The organism is Paenibacillus pasadenensis (assembly GCF_002864175.1).
GTDB classification, from domain to species: domain Bacteria; phylum Bacillota; class Bacilli; order Paenibacillales; family Paenibacillaceae; genus Paenibacillus_O; species Paenibacillus_O pasadenensis.
Window position 1 is genome coordinate 361,673 of the sequence record NZ_NFEZ01000001.1, and the last position, 23,778, is coordinate 385,450.

Here is a 23,778-nt window from a genome sequence, read left to right on the forward strand (position 1 = left end):
AATCCGAAATATGGGAATATTCCGTTGACGCCATACGCCGCATCGCCAAAAAAGCGAGCCTCTCCAGCCGGAGAGGCTCGCTTTTTGGGTGGAAGCAGGAACGGAAGCCGGCCGCTCAGCCCAGCTCCCGGAACGCTTCGGCCGTCAGGCGGCAAGAATGCAGCCGCGCCGCGTGATCGAAGATCTGGCTGGCGACGATGAACTCGTCCGCCCTGGTCTCTTCCTGGATCTCCGGCAGGCGCCGCTTGACGGTCTCCTTGCTGCCGGCGATGGAATAGCGCAGCGTGCTGGTCAGGATCGCCTGCTCCTGCGGCGAGAGCAGGCCGTCCATCGAGTCGACCGGGGGCTGCAGCTTGCCGGTGCGGCCGCGGACAATGTTCAGGAACTGCTGCTGCTGGGAGGTCGCGAGCCACGCGGCGATCTCGTCCGTGTCGGCGGCGATGACGTTCACGGCGACCATCGCATAGGGCCGCTCCAGATGGCGCGACGGCTTGAAGCTGCTGCGGTAGAGCGCCAGGGCCGGCAGCAGGTAGTCGGGCGCGAAATGGCTGGCGAAGGCGAACGGCAGGCCGAGCTCGCCGGCGAGCTGGGCGCTGAAGCCGCTGGAGCCGAGCAGCCAGATCGGAATGTCGAGCCCTTCTCCCGGAACGGCGCGCACGCCCGGGGCGGCCGTGCCGAGCGTCGGGTCGAAATAGCCGCGCAGCTCGCTCAGCAGCTCGGGGAAGTCCTGCCCGCCGGCAGTCAAGCCGCGGCGCAGGGCGCGGGCGGCCGGCTGATCGGAGCCGGGCGCGCGGCCGAGGCCGAGATCGATGCGGCCCGGATAGAGCGATTCGAGCGTGCCGAACTGCTCGGCGATCGCCAGAGGAGCATGGTTCGGCAGCATGACGCCGCCGGAGCCGACGCGGATGCGCTTCGTGCCGCCGGCGACATGGCCGATGATGAGCGCGGTGGCGGAGCTGGAGACGCCGGGCATGTTGTGATGCTCGGCGAGCCAGTAGCGCGTATAGCCGAGCTCGTCCGCGAGCTGAGCGAGCTCGAGCGTGCGGCGGAACGACTCGGCTGCGTCCGAGCCTTCGGTGACGGGCGCGAGGTCCAGCAGAGAATAGGGAATCGGCGTATGGTCAGAGGGGGTCATGATCGTTCCTCCTTGAACGTAATGGACATTCTTGTATCTATAATACTAAATAAACGGATGAATGCCTAATCGCCGGTCAAGAACTGGGTCCATAGACTCATTTATTCCCCGATCCAATCCGATTATATAGATGATAAGACCTATTTTCGTCTAATGTATTCGTATCGTTACATCCGTAATCAAAGCGAGGGATGGCAGAATGTTGAAGCTTCGTACCGTATTGTCTCTCGGGTTCGCCGGCGTGCTGCTCCTGACGATGGTCGTCGGAGGCGCCGGCTGGTTCCAGGTTGGCTCTGTCAAAGGGACTTACCAGCAATTGATGGAGGAGCGAGTCGGGAATATCGTCCTTATTCAAAATCTGCGCTATCTCGCGGCAAGCGAGGACAAGAACATCCGCGGCTACCTGTTGACGGGCCAAGAGAAGAACTACACGGCCTACAATCAGGATCGGAAAGCTTTTGCGGCCGGGATGGAGCGGCTGCAGGCAGACATGCGGGAGGAGAAGGCGGCGGGTCTCGTCACGGAGCTGCACCGTCTGGAAGGCGAATATGGGAAGGTCGTCGCCGAGCTGACGAAGCTGCGGCAGCGCGGCGACACCGAGGGCTACACCGCCCTGCTGGTGGAGAAGAGCATTCCCTTGTCGGCGCAGCTGTCGGACAAGGCCGCCGAGCTGGAGGCGTTCCAGCAGTCGCTGCTGGACGAGTCGATCGCCGCGTCGCAGGAGCAGGTGGAGCGGACGAGGCTGGTGCTGGCGATCGTCGCCGCCGCCGCGCTGCTCGTCGGCGCTGCCGCCGCGGCCTGGCTGACGCGCCTCATCGTCCGGCCGGTGCGGGCGACGGCGCGGCTCGCGGGCGACATCGCCTCGGGGAACCTCGGCGGCGAGGACATGGAACGGCCGAGGATCGCGGAGCTGGGCGCGATGGCGGAGTCGGTCAACGCGATGAAGGCCAAGCTGTCCCGTCTCATCGAAACGATCGGCGACAATGCGGACGAGCTCGGAGGGGCGGCGCGGCTGCTGGCGAGGAGCTCGTCATCGGCCGAAAAGGATTCGGAGCGGATGGTGGAGACGATGCGTCTCATCTCCGAGTCGGCCGAAGGCCAGCGGCAGCGCATGGGCGAGAATCGGACGGCGCTGGAGGAAAGCTCGGTGAGCTTGAACGGCGTCGCGGAATCGGCGTCGCTGACGGCGGAGTCGTCGGAGCGGGCGATGCAGGCGGCCGAGGAGGGCAAGGCGCGCATGGCCGAGGCGCGGCGCCGGATGGACTCGGTCGGAGCGGCGATCGAGCAGGCCGGCGCGGTAGCCGAGCGCCTCGTGCGGCAAGCGAAGGAGATCGGCCAGGTGACGGATGTGATCACGGCCGTGGCCGAGCAGACGAAGCTGCTGTCGTTCAACGCTTCGATCGAAGCGGCGCGCGCGGGCGAGCATGGCCGAGGCTTCGCGGTCGTCGCCCAGGAGGTGAAGAAGCTGTCCGACGAAACGGCGGCGTCCTCGGTGCGGATCGCGGCGGCGGTGCGCGGCATGGCGCAGCAGGCCGATGAGGCGGCGGAGGCGATGGTGCGCGGGCTGGAGGAGACGAAGGCGGGCTTCCGCGAGCTGGAGCGGACCGGAGCGGCGTTCGATGACGTCAACGAGTCGATCGCGGTCGTCGCCGAGCAGGCGCAGGAGGTGTCGGCGTCGACGGAAGAGCTGTCGGCCTCGATGGAGGAGCTGCTCGCCTCGAGCGACGATCTGCTCGGCCTTGCGACGTCGATCGCGAAGCATACGGTTCACGCCGAGGAGCTGTGCGCGGCCCAGCGGGGCGTCATGCAGGAAGTATCCGCTTCGACGGAGCAGCTGCGGGACATGTCCGACGCGCTGCGCCAGGAGCTGAGCGGCTTCCGCAGAGCGGAGAACGCCGGATCGCCGCCAGGCCGGCGCGACGGAGCTGCGGCGGGCGGCTCCTCGCCGGACGCCGCCTAGAAGCTCGCGCTCTTGATTGGGGACCGTCCCCTCCGGTTAAGGAGGGAGGACATCAACCCATCTGGAGGAGGACGTTTTTTCCATGAGCGAGCAGCCGAAGCGGCACCCGAACGAGACGGCCAAGACGGAGCGACTGAAGGACTTCACCGTCGACAACGACGGGCAGAAGCTGACGACCAATACCGGCCTGCATGTAGCGGAGGACGAGCATTCGCTGAAGGCGGGCGTGCGCGGCCCGACGCTGATGGAGGACTTCCATTTCCGCGAGAAGATGACGCACTTCGACCATGAGCGCATCCCCGAGCGCATCGTGCATGCGCGCGGCGCCGGCGCCCATGGCTACTTCCAGGCGTACGAGCCGCTGACGGAGCTGACGGAGGCGGGCTTCCTGCAGGACCCGTCCAAGCAGACGCCGGTGTTCGTGCGCTTCTCGACCGTCGCCGGCTCGCGCGGGTCGGCCGATACGGTGCGCGACGTGCGCGGCTTCGCCGTCAAGTTCTACACCGAGGAGGGCAATTTCGACCTCGTCGGCAACAATATGCCGGTGTTCTTCATCCAGGACGCGATGAAGTTCCCGGACTTCATCCACGCCGTCAAGCCGGAGCCGCATAACGAGATTCCGCAGGCGCAGTCGGCGCATGACACGTTCTGGGACTTCGTCGTCCACAACACGGAGACGGCCCATATGGTCATGTGGGCGATGTCCGACCGCTCGCTGCCGCGCAGCTACGCGATGATGGAGGGCTTCGGCGTGCATACGTTCCGGCTCGTCAACGCCGAGGGCAAGGCGCGCTTCGTCAAGTTCCACTGGAAGCCGCTGCTCGGCACGCACTCGCTCGTGTGGGACGAGGTGCAGAAGCTCGGCGGCAAGGATCCCGACTTCAACCGCCGCGACCTGCATGACTCGATCGAGGCCGGCCGCTGCCCGGAGTGGGAATTCGGCATCCAGGTGCTGGAGGAGGAGGACGAGTTCAAGTTCGGCTTCGACATCCTCGATCCGACCAAGCTGTGGCCGGAGGAGCTCGTTCCGGTGCGCAAGATCGGCAAGCTGACGCTGAACCGCAATACGGACAACTATTTCGCGGAGACGGAGCAGATCGCGTTCCACCCGGGCCATCTGGTCAAGGGCATCGACTTCTCCAACGACCCGCTGCTGCAGGGGCGGCTGTTCTCCTACACGGACACGCAGCTGTCGCGCCTCGGCGGCCCGAACTTCAACGAGCTGCCGATCAACCGACCGATGTGCCCGGTGCACAACAACCAGCGCGACGGCATGCACCGCATGACGATCAACCGCGGCCCGGCCGCGTACCACAAGAACGGCATCGCCGGCGGCTCGCCGCATCCGAGCGCGGACGGCTACAAGCATCATCAGGAAAAGGTCGAGGGCCATGTCACGCGCGAGCGCAGCGACAGCTTCAAGGACCATTACAGCCAGGCGGCGCTGTTCTGGAACAGCATGTCGGACGTGGAGAAGGGACATATCGTCTCGGCGTTCAGCTTCGAGCTCGGCCATGTCAAGGACAAGGCGCTCCGCCAGGCCGTCGTCGACATGTTCGCGAACGTGAGCGGCGAGCTGGCGGCGGGCATCGCCGCCAACATCGGCGCGGCATCTCCGGCGGAGGCGGACGGCGCAGCGGGCAAAAGCAAGAGCGGCGCTTCGCCGGCGCTCAGCATGATGAACACGGTCAAGACGCCGAAGGGCCGCAAGGTCGCGGTGCTTGTCGCGGGAGGCTTCGACGGCGCGGCGACGGACGCGCTCGTCCGCGAGCTGAGGGCGGCCGGCATCGTGCCGGAGTTCTGCAGCACGCGGCTCGGCCCGATCAAGAGCGGCAGCGGGGCGGACGTCGAGGCGGACCACAGCTTCCTGACGAGCGACTCGGTGCTGTTCGACGCTGTGCTCGTCGCCGGCGGCAAGGCGAGCGTCGAGGCGCTGGCTGCCGAGCCGAAGCTGGCGGACTTCCTGAAGGAGGCATTCCGGCATTTCAAGGCGATCGGCTTCGCCCGGACGGAGGACGCGGAGCGGCTGCTCGCGCTTGCCGGCATCAAGGCGCAGGCCGGCGATCCGGGCCTGCTCGCAGGCGATGGGCTCGGCCAGCCGTTCATCCAGGCGGTCGCCGAGCATCGCCACTGGACGCGTCAGGCGCAGTAGCGGATGGACGGACGGGTGCGGGGGCGGCGGCGAATCCGGTCCGCCGCGCGCATGTCCTTCATGCAGGCATGACCAGGTATGACTTGGTCATGCCTTTCATTTTGCCGGCCGCTCAGCCCGCCCGCCGAAGCCCGGTTCGTTTACGGATGCGGCCGTCTCCCGTTATACTAGCCCTATCCGAACGAGCAAGGAGGACGAGCCAGCATGACGCTGCAGCAGCTGCGCTACATCATCGAGGTGGCGGCGAGAGGGTCGATGAACGAGGCGGCCCGGCGGCTGTTCATCTCGCAGCCGAGCCTGTCCAAGGCGGTGCAGGAGCTCGAGCAGGAGCTTCAGATCACGATCTTCCGCCGTACGAACAAGGGCATCGAGCTGTCCACCGAGGGGACGGAGTTCCTCGCTTACGCGCGCCAGGTCGTCGAGCAGGCGGACCTGCTGGAGAGCCGCTACCGGAGCGCCCGCCAGGCGCCGCAGCATTTTTCCGTCTCGACCCAGCACTATGCGTTCGCCGTGAACGCGTTCGTCCGGCTCGTCGAGCAATACGGGCAGGAGGAGTACGATCTGGCGCTGCGCGAGACCAAGACGCATGAGATCATCGAGGACGTGCGGCTGCTGCGCAGCGAGATCGGCATCCTCTACCGCAACGAGTTCAACGCCCAGGTCATCCAGAAGCTGCTCGCCTCGGCCAGCCTGGAGTTCCACAGCTTGTTCACGGCCGAGCCGCATGTGTTCATCAGCATCCGCAACCCGCTCGCCCGCAAGGCGAGGGTGACGGTCGAGGATCTGGAGCCGTACCCGTACCTGTCGTTCGACCAGGGCGAGTACAACTCGTTCCATTTCGCGGAGGAGATCCTCAGCACGCTGTCCCATCCCAAAAGCATCCGCGTCAGCGATCGGGCGACGCTGTTCAACCTGCTCATCGGCCTCAACGGCTACACGATCTCCACCGGCGTGCTGAGCAAGGACCTCAACGGCAACGAGATCATCCCCGTGCCGCTGGAATGCGACGAGACGATCGAGGTCGGCTGGATCAGCCAGCGGCAGCGCGCGCTTTCCCGGCTGGGGGCCGCCTACGTCGAGGAGCTGGAGCGGGCGGTGCGGCGGGAGGACTGAGCAGGTCCGGGAGGACGATCTCCCGGGCTTTTTTGCATGCGAAAAAAAGGAAGCCCGCGGCCGTTCGTCCGCTCTCGATCCCCATGCTTCCGCGTCCGCCTCCATCCGCAGGCGGAGCCCGATCCCCGACCGAAGTCCGGGCCCTTTGCCCTCCCGCGGATGGGAATGAATACCATCCCCCAGCCGTTTCCAGGCCTCCCCGGGCGCAAGGTACACTTTCTATGGCACTTTAATCAGACAAAGAGCAAGCGATGATGGGGAGGAAGATGGGGATGAGGTCATTCATTCAAGGAGCATTCCGAAACAAGGCGGCGGTGTGGCTATGCGTCGTGCTCGTGCTGGCGATGGGGACGGCGAGCTACCTGAAGCTGCCGATGGAGTTCCTGCCGGAGGCGGACAATCCGGAGGTGACGGTGACGACGATCGGGCCGGGCTACGACGCGGCGTCGATGGAGGCGCTCGTGACGAAGCCGATGCAGGAGGCGACGGCGGGCATCAAGGGCAAGACCGCTTCGTTCGCCTCGTCCGGCGACAGCTACTCGCAGCTCAATCTGAGCTTCGACTCGTCGACGGACATGAAGCAGGCGCGGATGGACGTGGAGCGGGCGATCGCCGCCGTGCCGCTGCCCGAGCGGGTTGCCCCGCCCTATGTGATCCAGCTGAACACGTCGATGATCCCGGTGAGCTGGGTGACGCTGACGTTCGACGATACGGTGGCCGAGGCGAAGCGCGCCGAGGCGGAGAAGGACATTCTCGAGGCGTTCCAAGGCATCGACGGCATCGGCGCGGCGCAGCTGTCGGGCCGTCCGCAGCCGTCGGTGACGGTAGCGCCGGACCCCGATAAGCTGGCCGCCAAGGGCGTGCCGCTGCAGGCGCTGTACGGCGTGCTGCAAGGCCGCACGGGCTCCGCCTCGGTCGGCGAGAGCCAGCTCGGCGGCAGCGCCGTCAACCTGAACGTGGCGTCGACGCTGCGCGACGTCGAGACGCTGCGCAAGCTGCCGGTCGCTCCGGGCGTCGCGCTCGGCGACGTGGCGCAGGTCGAGGCGAAGAGCGAGGCCGGCGGCATCAGCCGGCTCGGCGGCAAGGACGCGCTCGTCCTGACCGTGACCAAGGCGCCGGGCGCCAACGCGGTCGCCGTCGGCGAAGGCGTGGAGAAGGCGGCCGAGCGGCTGAACGAGGAGATTCCCGGCGCGGAGCTCAAGGTGCTCATGAGCACCTCGGAGCAGGTCGTGCATTCCGTGAACAGCATGATGAAAGAGGTGCTGCTCGGGGCGCTGTTCGCGACGCTCGTCATCCTCGTCTTCATGCGCAACATCCGCGCGACGCTCGTCACGATCGTGTCGATCCCGCTGTCGCTCGGCCTGACGCTCTATCTGCTCGACCTGTCGGGCGTGTCGCTCAACATCCTGACGCTCGGCGGCGTCGCCGTCGCGGTCGGACGGCTCGTCGACGACAGCATCGTCGTCATCGAGAACATCTTCCGCCGGCTGCAAAAGGAGCGCTTCTCGATCCCGCTCGTCGTCGACGCGACGCGCGAGGTCTCGACCGCGATCACCGCGTCGACGCTGACGACTGTCGCGGTGTTCCTGCCGATGGGCCTGCTGCGCGGCTCGCTGCAGGCGTTCCTGCTTCCTTTCGCGCTGACGGTGACCTACTCGCTGCTCTCGTCGCTGCTCGTCGCGCTGACGGTCATTCCGCTGCTCGGCGCCGGGCTGTTCAAGGGCGTGTCGCTGAAGGAGCATGGGCCGTCCCGCCGCTTCCAGCGCTTCCTCGACTGGAACCTGCGCCGCAAGTGGCTGCCGCTGACGGCCGCCGTCGTGCTGCTCGCCGGCTCGATCGGCGCCTATGTCGCGATGCCCAAGGGCGCGCTCGACACGTCGGACGCCTCCAACCTGACGGTGACGCTGAAGTTCAAGGCGGACGCGACGCAGGAGCGGATGGACGCGGACGGAGAGAAGCTGGAGTCGTATCTCCGCAGCCTTCCTGAGCAGGAATGGGTGTACATGTCCGCCGGAGGCAACGCGGAATCGGCCCAGTACGGCGGAGTCGCGTCGCGGACGCAGATCAGCTATATGCTCGGGCTGAAAAAGGGGACGGACGCGGAGGCTCTGGTCGAGCAGGTGAAGGCGAAGGCCGGAGCGCCCGCCGACGCCGCGCTTGAGGTGCAGACGTCCAGCCTGATCGGCGGGGGCGGCGGCTCCCAGGTGTACGTGGACGTGACGGGACCGGACGCGGCGACGGCGAGCTCGGCCGCGGCGAAGGTCATGGCCGCCATCGAGCCGGTCCGGGACGTGCTCAAGGTCGAGAGCAACGAGCAGGAGCGGAAGACGGTCTACACGCTTGAGGTCGATCCGGCGAAAGCCAAGTCGGCGGAGCTCGCCCAGCAGCTGCAGGGCATGCTGAATCCGGTGCCGATCGGCATGCTGGCCGGGGAGGACGGGCGGCAGACGCCGGTCGTGCTGCAGCCGGCGCTCGCTCCGGCGGATGCCGCGGAGCTGGACGCGCTGACCGTGCTCACGGACGCCGGTCCGCAGCCGGTATCGGCGGTCGCCAAGTGGGTCAAGGAAGAAAAGCCGGCCGTCTATTACCTCAAGGACGGCAAGCCTTACGTCCGCATCGCGGCCGAGGCGGAGCCGAGCCGGCTGTCCGTCGTCGGCGCGGATATCGCCAAGGCGGTGGGCGGCCTGAAGCTGCCTGAAGGCACGCATGCCTATGTCGGCGGCGCCTCCGCGGACATGTCGCAGGACTTCGCCGATCTCGGCATGATCGCGCTCATCTCGATCGGCATCGTCTACCTCATCATGGTGCTGACGTTCAAGACGCTGCGGACGCCGCTGGCGATCCTGTTCACGCTGCCGCTCGCGGCGATCGGGGCGGTGCTCGGCCTGATCGTGACGCAGGTGACGCCGGACTTCACGGCGATGTTCGGCGCGCTCATGCTGATCGGCATCGTCGTCACCAACGCGATCGTGCTGCTCGACCGCGTCAAGCAGAACGAGGAGACGATGCCGATCCGCGAAGCGCTGCTCGAGGCGGCCGGCACGCGCATGCGGCCGATCCTGATGACGGCCGTCGCGACCGTGTGCGCGATGCTTCCGCTCGTGTTCGGCTCGGCGGAGAGCGGCAGCATCGTCTCGCAGAGCCTCGCGATCGTCGTCATCGGCGGCCTGATCGTCGCCACCGTGCTGACGCTCGTCATCGTGCCTTGCATCTACGAGCTGCTGTTCTTCCGCAAGGCGGCCCGCCAGCGCCGCGAGGCCGCAGGCGCCGCGCCGAAGCGCGAGGAAGCCGGCGAGGCTCTCGCTCTGTAGAGGACGGACTCGGGCCTTCGGGCAGATGGAAAAGAAGCCGTTCCCCCGCTTCGGCGCAGGGGAACGGCTTTTTGGCATGCGGGCCCGGGCAGGGGGGCGTAGGCCGAGCCGGGCCGAGCGCGGTCAGCCAGTGCGGTACGAACGGCCCGCATGCTCTGCATGCCGGGAGCGCTCGATCACCTCGCCGTACTGCTCCAGCAGCTCGTCGAAAATCGAGACCCATGAGCGGGTGACGGCATGGCTGCGGCCTTGCTCGCCCATGCGGCGCGCCAGCTCCGGGGCGGCCGTCAGCCGCTCGATGGCAGACGCGAAGGCGGCGGCGTCGCCGGGCGGGCAGAGCAGGCCGGTCGCTTCGTGGCGCACCGACTCCCGGATGCCGCCGGCGTCCGCGCCGATGACGGGCAAGCCGCTCGCCATCGCTTCCAGCGCCACGTTGCCGAACGTCTCCGTGCTCGATGGAAAGACGAACAGATCCGCCGACGCGTACAGCTCGGCCAGCTCCTCGCCTTCGCGATAGCCGGCGAATATGGCGTTGTCCGGCGCTGCGGCCCGCAGCTCCGGCAGAGCGGGGCCGTCGCCGACGATCAGCCAGCGCGCCCTTCCCTCCCGGGAAGCGGGCAGCCTGCGCAGCAGCTCGGCCAGCGTGGCGACATCCTTTTCCGGCGCGATGCGGCCGACGTAGAGCAGGATGCGCTCGTCCGGGGCGATGCCGAAGCGCTCGCGGACGAGCCCCGCGCGGCGCTTGGCGGGATGGAACAGCTCGCTGTCGACGCCGCGCGTCCACAGCCGGAGGCCGCCGACGCCCTGGCGGTAGAGGGCGAGCAGCGTCTCGCGCGACGGCGCGAACGTCGCTCCGCAGCTGCGGTGGAACCAGCGGATGTAGCGCCAGTAGAGCGGGACGGCTTTGGCCATGCCGTAGTAGGCCAGGTAGCGGTCGAAGTGGGTGTGGTAAGAAGCGGCATGGGGCAGGCCGCGTCGCCGGGCGTAGCGGAGGCCGCACAGGCCGATGTTGAACGGCGTCGCCAGATGAAGCAGGTCGGGGCGGAAGCGGTCGAGCTGCTGGCGGATCGACAGCAGGTTGGGCAAGGCGAGGCGGCATTCCGGATAGAGCAGGAACGGGACGCTGGGAGACGGGCGCAGCGACAGCGGCGGCGCTTCCGGGGCGGGAGGCGGCGTTGTCGCTTCTTCAGGCGAGGCGGGGGCGAAGACGAGATGCTCGATGCCGCGGCGCTCCAGATGGGCGGTCAGCCGCCCGAGCGTGCGGGCGACGCCGTTCATCTGCGGGGCGAACGTATCCGTAAACAAGGCGAGGCGCATGGCGATCCCTCCCGGTTCGGTCGTAGCGAAAGCGGCAGATTCGGCGATCCCGTCCCGCGCGCTCTCTCGGCTAGAGCCTACCGGACGACTGTCAGCGCCGGATCAGCGCGGGGTGTAGAGGTTGTAAATGAGGGCGGCTTTGGCGGTGGTGGCGCGCTAGCGGTTCGGCAAGAGCTTGGCTTCGAGGAGCGGGTTCGGCGGGCGATAACTCGAAAAAATCGAGTTACGGGTCGCCAAAGAGGGAGCGGGGTGGGCAATAAGTCGGAAAAATCGAGTTACGGGGCACCGAGGAGGGAGCGGAGTGGGCAATAAGTCGGAAAAATCGAGTTACGGGGCTTGGAGGAGGGGGCTGGGTGGGCAATAAGTCGAAAAAATCGAGTTACGGGTCGCCGAGGAGCGGGTTTGATGCAGTTCGGCAGGCTGAACGCACAAAAACGCCGGCAGGCAAGGAGCGGCGCTCCCTGTCTGCCGGCGTTCATCATCATGCGTCTAACTTTTGCCTAGGCGCCCGTGCCTGCAGCATCCGATCCTGCGTATCCGCAACGCTCGCGCCTGCAACGTCCAAACCTGCGTCCGGCGCCTGCGTATCCGCAACGCGCACAATTTCAACGCCTACGTTTGCAACGTCCGCATCTGCATCCGAGCCTGTGTTTCCACAACGCGCGCGCCATAACGCCTACGCATGCAACGCGCGCGCCATAACGCCTACGCCTGCGGCGCTTAGGCGCCCGCCGCCTCCCAAGCCCGGCGGGCGGGCTAAGCCTGCTCCTCCGCCAGAGCGGCGATGCGCAGGATGACCTCGGCCGCCTTGACCATCGTGTCGGCGGACACATATTCGTAGCGGCCGTGGAAGTTCTCTCCGCCCGCGAACAGGTTCGGCGTCGGCAGCCCCATGTAGCTCAGCTGCGACCCGTCCGTGCCGCCGCGGATCGGCTTGATGTCCGGCTTGACGCCGCAGTCCTCGAGCGCCTGCCGCGCCAGCTCGACGATGTGCATCACCGGCTCGATTTTCTCGCGCATGTTGTAGTACTGGTCCTTCAGCTCGAGCGTGACGCTGCCCGCGCCGTACGTCTGGCGGAACTCCTCGGCGATCGTCGCGAGCAGGCTCTTGCGGTTCTCGAAGCTTTCGCGGTCGAAGTCGCGGATGATGTAGCGCATGCGCGTCCGATCGACCGTGCCCTCGAACGAGATCAAGTGGAAGAAGCCCTCGTAGCCCTCCGTGAACTCCGGCACCTCGCCCGCCGGCAGGCGGCCGTGCAGCGCCATGCCGATCGACTGCGCGTTCAGCATCTTGCCCTTGGCGTAGCCGGGATGCACGTTTTTGCCCTGGATCGTGACGACGGCCTCGGCGGCGTTGAAGCTTTCGTACTCCAGCTCGCCGAGCGGACCGCCGTCCATCGTGTAGGCGAAGTCGGCGCCGAACGCCGCGACGTCGAAGCGATGCGGCCCGCGGCCGATTTCTTCGTCCGGCAGGAAGCCGACGCGAATCCGGCCATGCGGAATTTCCGGATGGGCGGCCAGATAGGCCATCGCGGTCATGATTTCGGCGATGCCCGCCTTGTCGTCCGCGCCGAGCAGCGTCGTGCCGTCGGTCGTAAGCAGCGTCTGGCCCTTGTAGCCGGCCAGCTCGGGGAACTCGCGCGGCGAGAGCGTAATGCCGGGCTCCGCGCTGAGCACGATGTCGCCGCCGTCGTAGCTCTCGATGAGCTGCGGCTTCACGTTCGTGCCGGTGAAGTCGGAGGCGGTGTCCATATGCGCGAGGAAGCCGATCGTCGGCACGGCCTTGGCGCTCGTCGCTGGCAGCGTCGCCATGACGTAGCCGTTGGCGTCGAGCGTGACCTCGGTCAGCCCGATCGCCTCCAGCTCGTCCGCCAGCTGGCGCGCCAGCACGAGCTGGCCCGGGGTCGAGGGGCATGTCTCGCTGCTGTCGTCGCTCCGCGTATCGACGGCCGCATAGGCGACGAAGCGGCGGATCAGTTCCGATTTCAGATCATGCTTGTCCATGAAAAAAATCTCCTTTGCTGTGCTGGGACGGCTCGTGGAGCCGCCGCTTCAGCGGAATCTGTCGCTTGCGCCTGCCGCGCCGCCTCCAGGACGGCTCAGCAGGCTCTTCATGCGTCCACTATAGCAGGTGCGCGGGCACATAATCCAGCGAGGCCGGCGCCAGCGGCATTCCTCCGAGCGCTGGGTCGCGGCGCAGGCCGCCATTTCCCCGAAGCGCCTGTCCGGCCGGCCGCCCGAGCCGCCAAGGCATCGGCCCCTTCATCCTGCTTGCCCAGCCCCGGCCCCCGCGGGCGGCATATGCTGGTGGCAAAGCTTTTGACGACCGTACAGGAGTTGATCGAAACCATGCCGAAGCCGAAGGCGGCGGGAGCCGCAGCGCTCCCCCGCATCGACGTGCTCATCCCCGCGATCGAGAAGGACCTTCCGACGCTGCCCCATGTCATCCGCGCCGCGCGCGCCCAGGTGCGCCATCCGATCGGCGAGATCGTCATCGTCGCCCCCCGCAAGGACGCCATCGTCTCCCTGTGCCGCGAGCACGGATGGAGATTCGTCGACGAGAACACCGTGCTGCCCCTGACGAAAAAAGACATCCATTACCGCTCCGCCCGCTGGGAGCGCTCCGGCTGGCTGTTCCAGCAGCTGCTCAAGCTGAGCGGCGACAAGCTGTGCTCGGCCGATTTTTTCCTCGTCATCGACGCCGACACCGTGCTCATTCGGCCCCACACGTTCCGCTCCGGCGGCCGCACGACGTTCTACACCCGCAGCTGGACGCAGCCGGAGTACCTGCGCATGCACGAGCGGCTCATGGGCCGCAAGGCGGCCGCGCCGCGCTCGCTCGTCACCCACTACATGCTGTTCGAAAAGGCGAAGCTGCGCGACATGAAGCGGGACATCGAGATGCGCCACGGCATGAGCTGGCATCGCGCGATCCTGACCAAGCTGAACCGCTCGCAGCAGTTCGGGTTCAGCGAGTACGAGACGTACGGCAACTATGTGTACAGCCGCAATCCGGCCGCCGTGCGGCTGCGTCCGGCGCTCAACCGCGCCCTGCACGACGGCGTCCGCAGCCTGACGCCGGAGCGGACGCGCCAGCTGGCCGCCAAGCATCGCTCCGTGAGCTTCCACGAGCGCAAAGGCTATGTGCGCAAGGCCGGAGCGTCCGCGCGCCGGATCGAAGCGCCGGCCGGAGCCGGCTCAGCTCGGCGCACGCTCGGCGGAAGCGGACGCGCCGATGACGCGGGCAGAACGGCTTTCCTGCGCGGCGGGGCGGCGAAGCGTCGGCCGCCGGCCTTTGCCGGACCGAGGCTTGCCGCTTGCGCCGCCGTGCGGCGAGGCGGGGGCGGCCGCCGATGAAGCCGCGCGGCAGCGGCCGGGCCGGACACGCCGCGCCAGGGCGGGGCCGCTCGCCGCAAGCCCGCCGCTCCGGCTGGTCCGTCGACTGGCGCGGCCCGCTCGGCCGCGCCGGCGGACTGGGCGGAGCGAGCCGGAGCTATGTGCGCGCGCTGCGCGGGGCCGGCCTGCCGGTGAACGCTTCGGCGGCCATGGGGCAGCCTGCCGCCGGCCGGCTTGCTCCGGGGACCCGCCGGATGCTCGTGTACCATTATCCGCCGCATACGCTCGATCCGGATCGGGCGCGCCGGGCCGGCTACGGACGGGTCGTGCTCAACGCCGTCTGGGAGACGTCGCGCATCCCGTCCCAGTGGCGCAGGACGATCAACCGCTACGATGCGGTGCTCGTGCCGTCGCGGCACAACGTGCAGGCGATGAAGGACAGCGGCGTCAGCGTGCCGGTGTACCGGGTGCCGCACGGGGTGGACACGCGGCGGTTCCGGCCGGGCAGGCCGAAAGCCGCGCTGTCTGGAGCGGAGGGGCGCTTCGTCTTCCTTTCGGTGTTCAGCTTTCAGCATCGTAAAAATCCGGAGGCGCTGCTGCGCGCCTACGCGGAGGAGTTCAGCGAAAAGGACTCCGTGCTGCTCGTCATCAAGACGAGCGGCTGGCGGGAAGCCGGCGGCTCGGCGGGGGCAGAGCGGGCGATCCGCCGCTACGTGGCTTCGCTGCGCCTGTCGCATCGGCCCGCGCCGATCCACATCGTCGCCGGCCATATCGGCGAGCGTCGGCTGCTGGGGCTGTACGCGTCGGCGGACGCCTTCGTGCTGCCGACACGGGGAGAAGGCGTCGGCATGCCGTTCATGGAGGCGCTCGCGAGCGGCGTGCCGGTCATCGCGCCCCGCTGGGGCGGGCAGAGCGACTTCCTGACGGACGGCAATTCGTTCGCCGTTCCTTACAAGCTGCGGAAGCCGGCGGAAAGCATGAAGGGAGCCGGCGCGATCTCGCGCCGGTTCGGCGGCCTGTTCGCGCAGGAGGGGCAGCTGTGGGCCGAGGCCGATCTGGCCGGGCTGAAGCGGCAGCTGCGCGCCGCGAGCCGGGACGTCGCGCTTTGTCGGCGTAAGGGCCGGCAGGGCTGCCAGGACATGAAGAGCTGGAGCTGGGAAGCGGCGGGACGGCAGCTGCGGCAAGCGCTGGAGAGGATCGGGACGCAGCCGCCGCGGGGCGGCGCGGCCGCTTCGCGGGAGAGCGGCGAGGCCGATCCGCCAGGCTTTGTTTCGGCCGCGCTGCGCGGACAGCGCCGGCGGGCGCCGCGCGGGAGCGGGAGCGCTCCGGCAGACGCCAAGGAGAGGAGAACGAGACGGAAGTGAGACTTATCCTATTGTCCGGAGGCTCGGGCAAGCGGCTGTGGCCGCTGTCCAACGAGATTCGGTCGAAGCTGTTCCTGAAGCTGCTGCCCGCGCCGGACGGCACCCTCGAGTCGATGATGCAGCGGCTGTGCCGCCAGCTGCGGGAGGAGGGGCTGCTGGAGGGAGCGGTCATCGTGACCCATCGCAGCCAGGCCGAGATTACGCGCGCCCATGCCGGAGCGGACGTGCCGATCGTGGAGGAGCCGGCCAAGCGCGGCACGTTCACGGCGGCGGCGCTCGGCGCCGCCTATCTGGCCGGTCCGGGCCGCGCGCCGGAGGATGAGGCAGTGTGCGTGCTGCCGGTCGACCTGTTCGTGGAGGCGGACTTCCTTGCGCTGCTGCGGCGGCTGCCGGAGGCGCTCGCCCGCGGCGCGGACCTCGGCATGATCGGCACCGAGCCGACGCATCCTTCGGCGCAGTACGGCTACATCGTGCCGATCCGCGAGCCCCGCCCCCGCCGGCCGAAGCGGCGTGCGGCGGCCGGCGGCCGGAAGTTCGGCGGCATGACGGACGCTGGCGCGGGAGCGGGAGCGGGCGAGAGAGCGGCGCGACCGGACGCGGATGCAGGCGCAGACGGAGCGGGAGTTGGCAAGAGCGCAGCGCGGCCGGACGCGGATGCAGGCGCAGACGGAGCGGGAGTTGGCAGGAGCGCAGCGCGGCCGGACGCGGATGCAGGCGGAAACGGCGCGAGAGCGGGCAGGAATGCGGCGCCGCCTGGCGCGGACGCAGGCGCAGACGGAGCGGGCGCGGGCTGGCTGCCGGTCGGGCGCTTCGCGGAGAAGCCCGATCCGCCGGCGGCGACGAGGCTGATCAAGCAGGGCGGGCTGTGGAACAGCGGCGTCTTCGTCTTTCGCCTAGGGTGGCTGCTCGGTCAGCTTCAGGCGAGGGGATATCCGTCCTCGCTGCCGGAGCTGCTGCGGGGCTACGACGAATGGAGCGAGAAAAGCTTCGATCAGGAGCTGGCGGAGAAAGCCTCCCGCAGCCTCGTGCTGCGTTATGCCGGCAGCTGGAAGGATCTCGGCAGCTGGAGCACGTTCCTCAGCCAGCTCGGCGAGGCGCAGCTGGGGCCGGGAGCCGTATCGGCCGGCGCCCGCAACACCCATCTCATCAACGAGCTGGGCTGCCCGATCCACGTCATCGGCATCTCCGACGCGGTCGTGGCTGCGAGTCCCGACGGAATCCTGGTCGCGAGCAAGGAGCACTCCGACCGGATCAAGGAAGCGCTTCGCGAGCTGCCCGGACTGCCGATGCAGGAGGAGAAGCGCTGGGGCAGCTGCCGCACGCTGGAGATCGACCGGCTGAGCGGCGGCGGCCAGGTGCTGACGCGGCGCGTCGCCGTCCATGCGGGCAAGTGTACGAGCTACCATCTGCATGAAGGCAAGGAAGAGGTGTGGACCGTGCTCTCCGGCGAGGGGCGCTTCATGCTCGAGGACGAGATCTACCCGATCGGACCGGGCAGCGTCATGCGGTTTCCTCCCGGCTCGCGCCATGGCGTCAAGGCCGTGACCGAGCTGCAATGCATGCAGGTGGAGATCGGACGGGTGCTCGACGAGCGGGACATCGAGCGGCTGCTGATGAGCTGGTAGAGCTGGCGAGCGCGATGCAGGCAGGCGGTTGCAGTGAAAGTAGGCGAGCGCAATGCGCGAAAGCGGGCACGCTGTCGCGGCAGGCGGACACCTCGACAGGGAGGCTTTGCCGCCGCGAAAGCTTGCGACGAATCAGCTCGTTAGAGGGCTTCAAGCGGCCCCATTGAAAATCTAACGACGGATGAAACGCTTAGAGCGGCAAAAGCCGCCGAAACATGGCCGAAACACGCGCATCGGGACATCTAAGCGCGTGAGGAATCGTTAGCGCCGCGAAAGCAGGCCAAATGAGCTTCTAAGCGTCTGACGCGTCGTAAAGGTTGAAGCCGCGTCAATGAGGCGGCTTTCCCTGACCGCGGCAAGGCAATGGGGGGCTGGAGGCGCGGCTGCCGGCTGCAGCAAGCAGATTCAGCCGCGGCAAAGAAGCTTCTCGATCCGTTTTCGAGCGGCAACCGATCATTCCGGGCTGCTTCTGCGGGGTTCATCGATCCGCTTGAGGGCGAGTTCAGCGGTGGGCCGTCTCCTCGGGCAGCGAATTTTGACCGTCGCCAGCCTGGGGGCGGTCGCCTCGACCGTCCTCGACCAAAAGGCAGCCGCTCGCAGATCGGTTTTTTCTTGCAGCGTCTGCCTATAGGGGCATGCCCAGCTTTTTCATGCGGTTGTACAGCGTCGCTCGCGATATTCCGAGCTGGCGGGCAACCGCTTTTTTGTTGCCGCGCTCAGCCTCGAGCAGCCGGCGAATGCGCTCGCGCTCGTAGTCTTCCGGGCTGTCGGGCCAGCGAGCCGGAGGGAACGGCTGGCTTCCATTGCCGTAGCCGTGGGCAGCCCCGCCAGGAGCAGGTCCGGCGGAGAACGGCCTGCCTAGAGCAGCTCCGTCGACGGAGAGTTCGCTGGAAGCTGCGCTGCCGGGAACAGCCCCGTAGGCAGGCCCGCCGGAAGCGGCGCTGCCCGAGGCTGGCCCCCCGAAGACTTGCTCGCCGAAGGCAGCCCCGCCAGCGGCTTCCGACGTGCCGGCCCAGCCGAGGCGGTCGGGCGTCGCGGCGCTGCGAGCGCTCTTTCCGCCCGTGCCGCTGCTCTGGCGCGCCGCGTTCTGCAGCAGCCGAGGCGGCAGATGCTCCAGCCGGATGACGCCGTCGGTCGCGAGCAGCACGAGCCGCTCGGCCGCGCCGCGCAGCTCGCGGATGTTGCCCGGCCAGTCGTAGGCGGCGAGCCGCTGCACGACCTCATGCGGACAAGCCTCGATGAAGCGGCCGTACAGCAGGGCGAACTCGCTGAGGAACGCGGGCAGCAGCTCGTACACATCCCCGGTGCGCTCGCGCAGCGGCGGGATGTCGAGCGTGACGACGCTCAGCCGGTAGTAAAGATCCTCGCGGAAGCGGCCGTCCGCAATCATCGCCAGCAGATCGCGGTTCGTCGCCGCGAGGATGCGGCAGTCGGCGCGACGCAGCGTCGTGCCTCCGACGGCGTAGAACGTCTTTTCCTGCAGCACCCGCAGCAGCTTCACCTGCAGCTCCAGCGGCATCTCGCCGACCTCGTCGAGCAGCAGCGTGCCGCCCGCCGCCAGGTCGAGCTTGCCCTTGCGGCCGCGCGGATCCGCGCCGGAGAAGGCGCCGCGCTCGTAGCCGAACAGCTCGCTCTCGAACAGCGTCGGCGAGATCGCTCCGCAGTTGATCGCGATGAAAGGCGTCTCCGGCCCCGGTCCGGCATCGTGCATCGCGCGGGCGTACAGCTCCTTGCCGACGCCGCTTTCGCCGAGCAGCAGCACGGGCGCCTTGGCGGAGGCGAGCTTGCGCGCCGTCTCGACGGAGGCCCGCACCGCCGGGCTGCCGCCCCGGATCGCCGAGAACGGGTCGGCGCCGCTCGGGTCGAGCCGCTCGACCTTGCGCTCGAGATGCTGCATCTTGGCTGTCATCCGGAACAGCTGCTGGTTCAGGCGGATCTGCGACGTGATGTCCTGCTCGGCCGCCACCGCCCCGATGCGCTCGCCGCCGAGCTCGATCGGACGGGCGTGGATGACGGCGTGCATGTCGGGCCGCGGCTGATGCTGCGCCCCCTGCAGCACCTCGCCGGTCGTCAGCGCGCGCAGCACTTGGAGCCGTTCTTTCTGGAAAAAAGCATCCGCCGGACGCCCCATGATCTCCTCCCGGCGGATGCCGAACATCCGCTCCGCCTCGCCGGTCCAGGCGATTACCTCGCTGTCGGCGTTGATGACCGTGATCGCGCTGTCGACCGTCTCCAGCGTCGCCTCGAAGCCGGCCCTCAGCCGCCGGAACGACTGGCGCAGCTCCTCAAGCGCCGCAGTCGCAGAGACGCAGCCGCAGGGCTGGCCGCCTTCGTCCAGCAGCAGCAGCCAAGGGCAGCCGTCCGGCAGCGGCGGCAGCTCGTCCAGCCGCAGCGATGCGGGGAACGCCGACGCGGGCAGGGCGGCTGCAAGCCGGTCGGGCAGGCTCGCAAGCGCTTCGGGCAGCCAGCTCCAGCTCCCGTCTGTCTCCTGGCGGAACAGGGGACGATCCGGCGGCTGCTCCGGCCATTCCGCGAGCGCATAACTCGTCTGGGGCAGCTCGATCAAGCGGGGGAGGTTCAGCTTCATCGTTGGTTCCTCCTCGTCGATGGGGGTGTCTAATAAGTGTATGAATAGGCAGACAATTATGTCTATAAAATTAGACACATTAGACACGATTCCTGCATGCGAAAAGCCCTTCCGCCGAAAATAGCCGAGCGGAAGGGCTTTGTCGGAAAAAAGAAGCGGCCCCGCCGGGCGGGCCGCTCCTCGGGAGCTGCGGCTTGCGCCGGCCGCTGCGGGGCGGGCGGCATTTTTCAACGGAACATGTTCTGCAGCACCATCATCAGGTTGGCTGGCTTCTCCGCGAGACGGCGCGTGTAGTAGGGGTACCACATCTTGCCGTAAGGGACGTAGCAGCGGACGCGGTAGCCCTCGGAGGCGAGGCGCGCCTGCTCGTTCATGCGCAGTCCGTACAGCATCTGGAACTCGAACTTGTCTTGGCCGATGCGGTTGGCGGAGGCGTACTCGCGCACCCAGCGGATGATCGTGTCGTCATGGGAGGCGATGGCGGTGTAGACGCCTTGGTCGAGGTGCATGCGGATGATCGCCTTGAAGTTGTCGATGACCTCGGACTTCTTCTGATAGGCGACCTCGGCGGGCTCTTTGTAGGCGCCTTTGACGAGCCGCAGGTTGACGCCGCTCTGGATCAGGTCGCGGACGTCGGCCTGCGTGCGGCGCAGGTACGCCTGGATGACGGTACCGACGTTCGTCAGCCCTTCGCCGTGCAGCCTCTTGACCATGTCGATCGTCGCCTGCGTGTAGGGCGAGTCCTCCATGTCGATGCGCACGAAGTTGCCTGAGGCGGCCGCTTCGCGCACGACGGCGCGGATGTTGGCGTAGCAGGCTTCCGGATCGAGCGCCAGCCCCATCTGCGTCGGCTTGAGCGACACGTTGGAGTTGACGCCGGCCTGCTCGATGCCGCGCACGAGGCGGATGTATTCCTCGCGATAGCCCGAGGCTTCGCTCAGCGCCCGGATGCCTTCGCCGAGATGGTCGAGCGTGACCATAATGCCTTTGCGGTTCAGGTCGCCGATGACCTGGAGCGCGCCGTCCAGCTCCTGGCTGGCGATGAATTTGGCGGCGAGCTTGCCGCCGTATTTGAGCGTCAGCTTCTCGACGAGCGAATTGCCGGAAATCGTGAGCAGCGTCTTGCGGTACAGCTCGGAGCCGATGTCCATAGTGATCCTTCCCCTTTATATGCGGATAATGGCGTTCTTAGGGAGTTGTAGTAGCAATATTCATGCCAACGGTATAGGCTATGGCATCCAGGGCGCTGGCGCCACGGCGGTTTCTGGCGGCTTGGCCGGCACGCGCCGCGGCGGCGCGCGGGCTGCTTGGAGGAAGTCAGGGCAGCGCGGCGGAATGCGGATGAGCTGGCTGCGGATGGGGCTGGGCAATGGAACGGGGCAGATGCACAGCCGGAAGAGGCAGTTGCGCGGAAAAGCCGAGTAACTCGGGTCGGATGTGCGTCCGGATGGGGGAGATGCGCGGAAAAACCGAGTAACTGGGGTCGGATGTGCATCCGGATGGGGGAGATACGCGGAAAAACCGAGTAACTGGGGTCGAATGTGCGTCCGGATGGGGGAGATACGCGGAAAAACCGAGTAACTCGGGTCGGATGTGCGTCCGGATGGGGGAGATACGCGGAAAAACCGAGTAACTGGGGTCGGATGTGCGTCCGGATGGGGGAGATACGCGGAAAAACCGAGTAACTGGGGTCGGATGTGCGTCCGGATGGGGGAGATACGCGGAAAAACCGAGTAACTCGGGTCGGATGTGCGTCCGGATGAGGGAGATACGCGGAAAAACCGAGTAACTCGGGTCGGATGTGCGTTCGGATAGGGGAGATACGCGGAAAAACCGAGTAACTGGGGTCGGATGTGCGTCCGGATGGGGGAGATACGCGGAAAAACCGAGTAACTCGGGTCGTGTGAGGGCATCCGGCGGGCGGCAAGACGAAGAAATCGAGTTACTGGGCATTGAAGTGGGCGCTTGGCGGACATTAAGTCGAAGAAATCGAGTTACTGGGTGCCGAAGTGGCGTTTGGCGGGTATTAAGTCGAAGAAATCGAGTTACTGAGTGCCGAAGTTGGCGTTTGGCGGGCCTTAGTCGAAGAAATCGAGTTACTGAGCCCGGATTTCCGAGGCCAACGTCCTCCAGCCGGCTCCGCCCGCTATATCGGAGCCCGGATTTCCGAGGCCAACGTCCTCCAGCCGGCTCCGCCTGCGATATCGGGGCCCGGATTAGTGGCACGATTCTTGCTTATCTTTTACGGCGAAGAGCCCCGGTCAGCAGCGAGGGCCAAGGAGACCTTTCCGAGGAGGATGAATTCGCATGAGAATGGAATATGCCAACGAGCCGTTCACGAATTTCAGCAAGGAAGAGGAAAGCGCCGCCTACGAGGCCGCGCTGGCCGCCGTCCGCGGGCAGCTGGGCCGCACGTACCCGATCGTCATCGGAGGCGAGGCGATCGAGACCGGGCGCACGCTCGACTCGATCAACCCGGCCGACAAGGCCGAGGTCGTCGGCGTCGTCCACCAGGCCGACCGCGAGCTGGCCGAGAAAGCGATCCGCACCGCCTACGAGACGTTCGGCTGGTGGCGCCACACGAGCGCGAAGGAGCGCTCGGGCTACCTGTTCAAGGCCGCTGCCGTCATGCGCCGCCGCAAGCATGAGTTCTCCGCGTGGCTGACGGTCGAGTCCGGCAAAAACCGCGCCGAAGCCGACGCCGATACGGCCGAGGCGATCGACTTCATGGAATTTTACGCCCGCGAGATGCTGCGCCTGAGCGAGCCGCAGCCGCTCACCCGCATCCCGGACGAAGACAACGAGCTGTACTACATCCCGCTCGGCGTCGGCATCGTCATCCCGCCGTGGAACTTCCCGCTCGCCATCATGGCCGGGATGACGACGGCCGCGCTCGTCTCCGGCAACACCGTCGTGCTCAAGCCGGCGAGCCCGACGGCGGTCATTGCCGCCAAGTTCGTCGAGCTGCTGGAGGAGGTCGGCGTGCCGGCCGGCGTCGTGAACTTCCTGCCGGGTCCGGGCTCCGAGGTGGGCGACTTCCTCGTCGAGCATCCGCTGACCCGCTTCATCAGCTTCACCGGCTCGCGCGACGTCGGACTGCGCATCAACGAGCGGGCCGCCAAGACCGCGCCGGGCCAGAAGTGGATCAAGCGCGTCATCGCCGAGATGGGCGGCAAGGACTCGATCGTCGTCGACGCCGACGCCGATCTGGAGCTGGCGGCGGATGCGATCGCGGCGTCGGCGTTCGGATTTTCCGGCCAGAAGTGCAGCGCCTGCTCGCGCGCGATCGTCCATGCGGACGTGTACGACGAGGTGCTGGCCAAGGTGGTCGAGCGCACCGCCAAGCTGACGCTGGGCGATCCGGCCGAGCGCGGCACGAACCTCGGACCGGTCGTCGACGACAAGGCGTACGCCAAGATCCAGGAGTATATCGAGATCGGCAAGAACGAAGGCCGTCTCGTGCACGGCGGCGGCACAGGCGACGAGAAGGGCTTCTTCATCGAGCCGACGATCTTCGCCGACATCGCTCCGGAAGCGCGGCTCGCGCAGGAGGAGATTTTCGGGCCGGTCGTCGCCTTCATCAAAGCGTCCACGTTCGACGAAGCGCTCGAGATCGCCAACAACACCGACTACGGCCTGACGGGCGCCGTCATCTCCCGCAACCGCAGCCGCCTGGAGCAGGCTCGCCGCGAATTCTTCGCCGGCAACCTGTACTTCAACCGCAAGTGCACCGGAGCGCTCGTCGGCGTGCATCCGTTCGGCGGCTTCAACATGTCGGGCACCGACTCCAAGGCCGGCGGCCGCGACTACCTGCTGCTGTTCACCCAGGCGAAGCTCGTCTCCGAAAAAATGTAATCCCGCGCCGCGACCCGCGCGCG

The 23,778-nt window shown here is 67.3% G+C and carries 12 protein-coding genes and 1 pseudogene; 8 read left to right on the top strand and 5 right to left on the bottom strand.

The annotated features are described in order from the left end of the window. Positions 1-115 precede the first annotated feature (115 nt). A complete protein-coding gene (locus tag B8V81_RS01675) occupies positions 116-1,135 on the bottom strand; it encodes an LLM class flavin-dependent oxidoreductase (RefSeq protein WP_028598835.1) in 1,020 nt (339 codons plus the stop codon). Between the two features lie 199 nt (positions 1,136-1,334). Here B8V81_RS01675 and B8V81_RS01680 point away from each other — a divergent pair, with 199 nt between their 5' ends. From B8V81_RS01680 to B8V81_RS01695, 4 genes are all read left to right on the top strand, one after another. Next, a complete protein-coding gene (locus tag B8V81_RS01680; protein WP_084137200.1) occupies positions 1,335-3,095 on the top strand; it encodes a methyl-accepting chemotaxis protein in 1,761 nt (586 codons plus the stop codon). An 82-nt stretch (positions 3,096-3,177) separates the two neighbouring features. Then, positions 3,178-5,247, top strand: a complete 2,070-nt coding sequence (locus tag B8V81_RS01685) for a catalase (protein WP_101807554.1) — start codon at positions 3,178-3,180, stop codon at positions 5,245-5,247. A gap of 204 nt (positions 5,248-5,451) precedes the next feature. After that, positions 5,452-6,360 carry a LysR family transcriptional regulator gene (locus B8V81_RS01690; protein WP_028598837.1) on the top strand — a complete coding sequence of 303 codons (909 nt, stop codon included), beginning with the start codon at positions 5,452-5,454 and terminating at the stop codon, positions 6,358-6,360. A gap of 272 nt (positions 6,361-6,632) precedes the next feature. Beyond that, a complete protein-coding gene (locus B8V81_RS01695; RefSeq protein WP_101807555.1) occupies positions 6,633-9,671 on the top strand; it encodes an efflux RND transporter permease subunit in 3,039 nt (1,012 codons plus the stop codon). A 123-nt stretch (positions 9,672-9,794) separates the two neighbouring features. Here B8V81_RS01695 and B8V81_RS01700 read toward each other — a convergent pair whose 3' ends face one another. Both B8V81_RS01700 and pepT read right to left on the bottom strand, forming a co-directional pair. After that, the gene (locus tag B8V81_RS01700) at positions 9,795-10,988 is read right to left on the bottom strand and encodes a glycosyltransferase family 4 protein (RefSeq protein WP_028598839.1); all 1,194 of its coding nucleotides are present in this window, start codon (positions 10,986-10,988) and stop codon (positions 9,795-9,797) included. Positions 10,989-11,744: 756 nt separating this feature from the next. Then, entirely contained in the window at positions 11,745-12,977 is a 1,233-nt protein-coding gene (pepT, locus tag B8V81_RS01705; RefSeq protein ID WP_028598840.1) for a peptidase T, read from the bottom strand. A gap of 360 nt (positions 12,978-13,337) precedes the next feature. On the opposite strand from pepT, the pseudogene B8V81_RS01710 reads away from it, so the two are divergent. The 3 genes and pseudogenes from B8V81_RS01710 to B8V81_RS01720 form a co-directional block, all read left to right on the top strand. Continuing rightward, positions 13,338-14,132: pseudogene (locus tag B8V81_RS01710) on the top strand (DUF6492 family protein); the annotation flags it as partial. A 209-nt stretch (positions 14,133-14,341) separates the two neighbouring features. Next, positions 14,342-15,688: a glycosyltransferase family 4 protein gene (locus tag B8V81_RS01715; protein ID WP_101807556.1), complete on the top strand. Its 1,347-nt coding sequence runs from the start codon at positions 14,342-14,344 to the stop codon at positions 15,686-15,688. After that, on the top strand, positions 15,685-17,313 hold the full coding sequence (locus B8V81_RS01720; RefSeq protein WP_101807557.1) for a sugar phosphate nucleotidyltransferase: 1,629 nt from the start codon (positions 15,685-15,687) through the stop codon (positions 17,311-17,313). The genes B8V81_RS01715 and B8V81_RS01720 overlap by 4 nt, the downstream gene beginning before the upstream one ends. A gap of 625 nt (positions 17,314-17,938) precedes the next feature. Here the strand turns inward: B8V81_RS01720 and B8V81_RS01725 are convergent. Together B8V81_RS01725 and B8V81_RS01730 are read right to left on the bottom strand one after the other, a co-directional pair. Then, entirely contained in the window at positions 17,939-19,900 is a 1,962-nt protein-coding gene (locus tag B8V81_RS01725) for a sigma-54 interaction domain-containing protein (protein ID WP_101807558.1), read from the bottom strand. A gap of 227 nt (positions 19,901-20,127) precedes the next feature. Beyond that, on the bottom strand, positions 20,128-21,051 hold the full coding sequence (locus B8V81_RS01730) for a proline dehydrogenase family protein (RefSeq protein WP_028598842.1): 924 nt from the start codon (positions 21,049-21,051) through the stop codon (positions 20,128-20,130). 1,156 nt (positions 21,052-22,207) lie between these two features. On the opposite strand from B8V81_RS01730, the gene pruA reads away from it, so the two are divergent. Next, positions 22,208-23,755: an L-glutamate gamma-semialdehyde dehydrogenase gene (gene pruA, locus B8V81_RS01740; protein ID WP_028598843.1), complete on the top strand. Its 1,548-nt coding sequence runs from the start codon at positions 22,208-22,210 to the stop codon at positions 23,753-23,755. Positions 23,756-23,778: the final 23 nt, after the last annotated feature.

Excerpts from the sequence above, each read along its gene's own strand:
- B8V81_RS01685 (WP_101807554.1), top strand. The coding sequence starts at position 3,178 with ATGAGCGAGCAGCCGAAGCGGCACCCGAACGAGACGGCCAAGACGGAG.
- B8V81_RS01690 (WP_028598837.1), top strand. The coding sequence starts at position 5,452 with ATGACGCTGCAGCAGCTGCGCTACATCATCGAGGTGGCGGCGAGAGGG.
- pruA (WP_028598843.1), top strand. The coding sequence starts at position 22,208 with ATGAGAATGGAATATGCCAACGAGCCGTTCACGAATTTCAGCAAGGAA.
- B8V81_RS01730 (WP_028598842.1), bottom strand. The coding sequence starts at position 21,051 with ATGGACATCGGCTCCGAGCTGTACCGCAAGACGCTGCTCACGATTTCC.
- B8V81_RS01715 (WP_101807556.1), top strand. The coding sequence starts at position 14,342 with ATGAAGCCGCGCGGCAGCGGCCGGGCCGGACACGCCGCGCCAGGGCGG.
- B8V81_RS01680 (WP_084137200.1), top strand. The coding sequence starts at position 1,335 with ATGTTGAAGCTTCGTACCGTATTGTCTCTCGGGTTCGCCGGCGTGCTG.
- B8V81_RS01675 (WP_028598835.1), bottom strand. The coding sequence starts at position 1,135 with ATGACCCCCTCTGACCATACGCCGATTCCCTATTCTCTGCTGGACCTC.
- B8V81_RS01725 (WP_101807558.1), bottom strand. The coding sequence starts at position 19,900 with ATGAAGCTGAACCTCCCCCGCTTGATCGAGCTGCCCCAGACGAGTTAT.
- B8V81_RS01700 (WP_028598839.1), bottom strand. The coding sequence starts at position 10,988 with ATGCGCCTCGCCTTGTTTACGGATACGTTCGCCCCGCAGATGAACGGC.
- B8V81_RS01695 (WP_101807555.1), top strand. The coding sequence starts at position 6,633 with ATGAGGTCATTCATTCAAGGAGCATTCCGAAACAAGGCGGCGGTGTGG.